Here is a 4,061-nt window from a genome sequence, read left to right on the forward strand (position 1 = left end):
GCGGCGGGCGCCGTACGGGCTTCCCGGAGCTGCCGCTCCAGCTCGTGCACCCGGCGGGTCAGCTCGGCGACCTCGTCGGCGGTGGCGAGCCCCACCGCGCCGAGGGCCCGGTCGACCTCGAAGCGGACCAGCTTGGTCAGCGCCTCCCGGTTCGCCGCGCCGGTGGAGAGGAGTTCCTCGGCGAGCGCCTGCAGCTGGCCGGCGGTCGCGCCGCCGGAGCCGACGAGGCGGCGCGCCGCCTCCTGGGCCTTCTTCCGGGGCGCCTCCGTCAGGCCCATGGCCAGCTCGAGGTAGGCGCGCCACGCGTCCTGCATGCCTGAGTCCTTCCGCGGGGCGGGGGTGTGCAGGTGTCACGCTACCGGGCACCCCGGGACGGCCCGTGCGGTACGGTGCCGGGGACGGCGTGGCGAGACGGCGAGGGGGCGATCGTGGCCAGCGTGGACGAGTGCCGACAGGCGTTGCGGGACCTGGCCGCCCGGCTGGACCGCAACGCGGAGACGGTACGGGAGAAGATCGACCTGGACCGCACGCTGGCCTGCCGCATCACCGACCTCGACACCGCCTTCCACGGCCGGCTCGCCGGCGGACGCCTGGTCGACCTGGCCGACGGCGACGACCCGAAGGCCAAGATCGCGCTGAGCACGAGCAGCGACGACCTGCTCGCCCTGGTCCGCGGTGAGCTCGACGTCACCCGGGCGGTCACGTCCCGCCGAGTGTCGATCAAGGCGAACCCGTTCGACCTGATGAAGCTGCGCAAGCTGCTCTGATCCCGGCGAGGCCCCGCGCAGCCCGCGCCGGCGGGCGGGTCGCGGGAGCTGCCGGCACCTTGTCGGCCACGAACGCCGCCGGCGCGGTCGGGCCGGGTCACCCAGCCGGCCGGCGCCGCCCTCGGGCGAGCACCGGTGCGGTTCCCGGACCGCTCAGCCGGTCAGGCCCAGCGCGGTCAGTGCCCGCCCGGCCTGCGCCGACCCGGCACGCACCCGCGCCGCCCCCGCCGACCAGGCGGCCGCGCAGAGCGCCGCCAGCGCGTCCAGCGCGCGACCGTCCCCGGACAGTTCGAGCACGCCGTCCCGCGCCGCCACCGACCACCCACCGGAGTCGGGGGCGTCCGGCACCCGCACCACCGCCGCCGGGTCGAAGAGCCCGGCCAGGTCCATCGAGACGTACGTCGGTCGGCGCTGCGGCGCGGCGGCGAGCAACTCGGCGACGTCGCTGACGCCGGTGAGCACCAGCAGGCTGTCCAGCCCTGCCCGTCGGGCGCCCTCGATGTCGGTGTCCAGCCGGTCGCCGACGACCAGCGCACGGCCCTCGCCGGCACGCCGGGCCGCGGTGGCGAACAGCGCCGGCTCGGGCTTGCCCACGACCACGTCGGGATCGCGCCCCAGCGCGGTGCGCAGCGCGGCGACGAGCGCGCCGTTGCCCGGCAACGGGCCACGACCGCTGGGCAGGGTCCGGTCGGTGTTGGTGGCGACCCAGGTCGCCCCGCCGCGTACCGCCACCGAGGCCTCGGCCAGGTCGACCCAGCCGACCTGCGGCCCGTACCCCTGCACCACCGCGACCGGCGACTCGTCGGCGCGGGACACCGGCGTCAGCCCGGCGGCGCGGACCTCGGCCCGCAGCGCCTCGGCGCCGACCACCAGCACTGCGGCGCCGGCGGGAAGCTGGTCGCGGAGCAGTTCGGCGGCGGCCGCCGCGGAGGTGAGCACCTCCTCCGGCCGGGCGGGGACGCCCATCCCGGTCAGCAGGTGGGCCACCTCGCTGGAGCGGCGCGAGGCGTTGTTTGTCGCGTACGCGACCGCCCGCCCCTCCGCGTGCAGCCGGCCGACCGCCTCGACCGCGCCGGGGATCGGCCGGTCGATCAGGTAGATCACGCCGTCCAGGTCGAAGACGACCAGGGCGTACCCGTCGACCAGCCGCTCCCCGGCGCCTGTCGTCATCGCCGCGCGGCGTCCGACTCGCCGGCGCCGTCGACCCCGCTGCCGGCGCCCTCGGTGCCGGTGGCGTCGCTGTCGGCGCCCTCGGTGCCGGTGGCGTCGCCGGCATCGGCGGTACGGCCCGGGCCGCCCGCGACAGCCCGCGCCTCGTCGTCGGTCAGCTCGTCCTCGACGAGTTCGTCCGCCGACACCGCCGCGACCACGGTCCCGCCGCGCTCGTCGGCGTCCTCGTCCAGATCGTCGAGGTCCACCGGGGCCGCCTCGTCCGTGCTGCCGGCCTGCTCGCGCCGCTCGTCGTCGGCGTCCGTGGGCTCGGTGCCGCCGGTCAGGTCGGCGTCCGGACGGGCCGGCACCGCACCGGGGGCGCCGGGACCGGAGGCGATGGCCTCGGCCTCGTCGTCCTCGTCTCCCTCGATCAGCACGCCGTCGAGCTCCAGCAGGCGCTCGGCGGCGTCCGTCTCGCCCTCCGCGTCCACGTCGGCCGCCCGGGAGAACCACTCGCGGGCCTCCTCGCGGCGACCCACCGCGAGGAGCGCGTCGGCGTACGCGTAACGCAGCCGCGCCGTCCACGGCTCGGTCGCCTCGGTGGTCAGCTCGGGAACCTGGAGCATGGCCACCGCGGCGTCCTTCTGGCCGAGGTCGCCCCGCGCGCCGGCCGCCACGATCAGCAGCTCGATCGCCACGGCCTGGTCCAGCTTCTCCCGGTCCGCGCCACGGAACAGGTCGATCGCCCGCTCCGGCCGGCCCAGCGCCCGCTCGCAGTCCGCCAGCACCGCCAGGTGGCTCTGCAGGCCGGTCATCCGGTGGTACGTGCGCAGCTCGGCGATCGCGCTCTGCCACTCCCCCGCGTGGTACGCGGCCAGACCCACCGCCTCGCGGACCGCGGCGATCCGGGAAGCCAGCCGACGGGCGGCCAGCGCGTGCGCCAGCGCCTCCGCCGGGTCCTCGTCGATCAGCTGACCCGTGGCAACCAGGTGCCGGGCAACGGTCTCGGCGACCGGCTTGGCCAACGACAGCAGCTCGGCCCGGACGTCCTTGTCGAGATCGGTCGCGACGATCTCGTCGGGCAGCGCCGGAGCCTGCGTACGCTCCTCCGACTCCGGACGGTCCCGCCGCTCGTCGCGGCGCTCACCGTCCCGGAAGCCGCCCTCGCGGTCACCACCCCGGTAGCCACCTTCGCGACGGTCGCCGCCACGGAAGCCACCCTCGCGGTCACCACCGCGGAAACCGCCCTCACGACGGTCCCCGCCACGGAAGCCACCCTCACGACGGTCCCCGCCACGGAAGCCGCCCTCGCGGTCACCACCACGGAAGCCACCGCCCGGACGGTCACCGCCCTCACGACGGAAACCACCCTCGCGGCGCTCGCCGCCCCGGAAACCGCCCTCGCGGTCACCGCCACGGAAACCACCGCCCGGACGGTCACCGCCCTCACGACGGTCACCACCGCGGAAACCACCCTCGCGACGGTCGCCGCCACGGAACCCGCCCTCGCGGTCACCACCGCGGAAACCACCGCCCGGACGGTCGCCACCCTCACGACGGAAACCACCACCCTCACGGCGGTCGCCGCCACGGAACCCGCCCTCGCGGTCACCACCGCGGAAACCACCGCCCGGACGGTCACCGCCCTCACGACGGAAACCACCCTCGCGGCGCTCGCCGCCGCGGAAGCCACCTTCGCGGTCACCACCGCGGAAACCGCCGCCCGGACGGTCACCGCCCTCACGACGCTCGCCGCCACGGAAACCACCCTCGCGGTCACCACCACGGTAGCCACCCTCGCGACGGTCACCGCCACGGAAGCCACCCTCGCGGTCACCACCGCGGAAACCACCGCCCGGACGGTCACCGCCCTCACGACGGAAACCACCCTCGCGGCGCTCGCCGCCGCGGAAGCCACCTTCGCGGTCACCACCACGGAAACCACCGCCCGGACGGTCACCGCCCTCACGACGGAAACCACCCTCACGGCGCTCGCCGCCACGGAAACCGCCCTCACGGTCACCACCACGGAAGCCACCCTCACGACGGTCACCACCACGGAAACCACCGCCCGGACGGTCACCGCCCTCACGACGGAAACCACCCTCACGGCGCTCGCCGCCACGGAAACCGCCCTCACGG

At 76.1% G+C, this 4,061-nt stretch carries 5 protein-coding genes; 2 read left to right on the forward strand and 3 right to left on the reverse strand.

The window, feature by feature from the left end:
* Positions 1–314: phasin family protein (locus tag ACWENR_RS29675; protein WP_452280255.1), on the reverse strand; the 314-nt coding region annotated here is incomplete at its 3' end.
* 114 nt (positions 315–428) lie between these two features.
* Here ACWENR_RS29675 and ACWENR_RS29680 point away from each other — a divergent pair.
* Positions 429–767, forward strand: coding sequence for an SCP2 sterol-binding domain-containing protein (locus ACWENR_RS29680; RefSeq protein ID WP_452280256.1), 339 nt, complete (start codon positions 429–431; stop codon positions 765–767).
* Between the two features lie 153 nt (positions 768–920).
* Here ACWENR_RS29680 and ACWENR_RS29685 read toward each other — a convergent pair whose 3' ends face one another.
* Both ACWENR_RS29685 and ACWENR_RS29690 read right to left on the reverse strand, forming a co-directional pair.
* A complete protein-coding gene (locus ACWENR_RS29685) occupies positions 921–1,937 on the reverse strand; it encodes an HAD-IIA family hydrolase (RefSeq protein ID WP_452280257.1) in 1,017 nt (338 codons plus the stop codon).
* A complete protein-coding gene (locus ACWENR_RS29690; RefSeq protein ID WP_452280258.1) occupies positions 1,934–2,944 on the reverse strand; it encodes a tetratricopeptide repeat protein in 1,011 nt (336 codons plus the stop codon). Before ACWENR_RS29690 ends, ACWENR_RS29685 begins: the two co-directional genes overlap by 4 nt.
* Here ACWENR_RS29690 and ACWENR_RS29695 point away from each other — a divergent pair.
* Positions 2,909–4,061: hypothetical protein (locus ACWENR_RS29695; RefSeq protein ID WP_452280259.1), on the forward strand; the 1,153-nt coding region annotated here is incomplete at its 3' end. The genes ACWENR_RS29690 and ACWENR_RS29695 overlap by 36 nt on opposite strands.

The sequence above is a fragment of the Micromonospora sp. NPDC004336 genome, assembly GCF_053602615.1.

Coding starts and splice junctions, on each gene's coding strand:
- ACWENR_RS29685 (WP_452280257.1), bottom strand. CDS start 1,937: ATGACGACAGGCGCCGGGGAGCGGCTGGTCGACGGGTACGCCCTGGTC.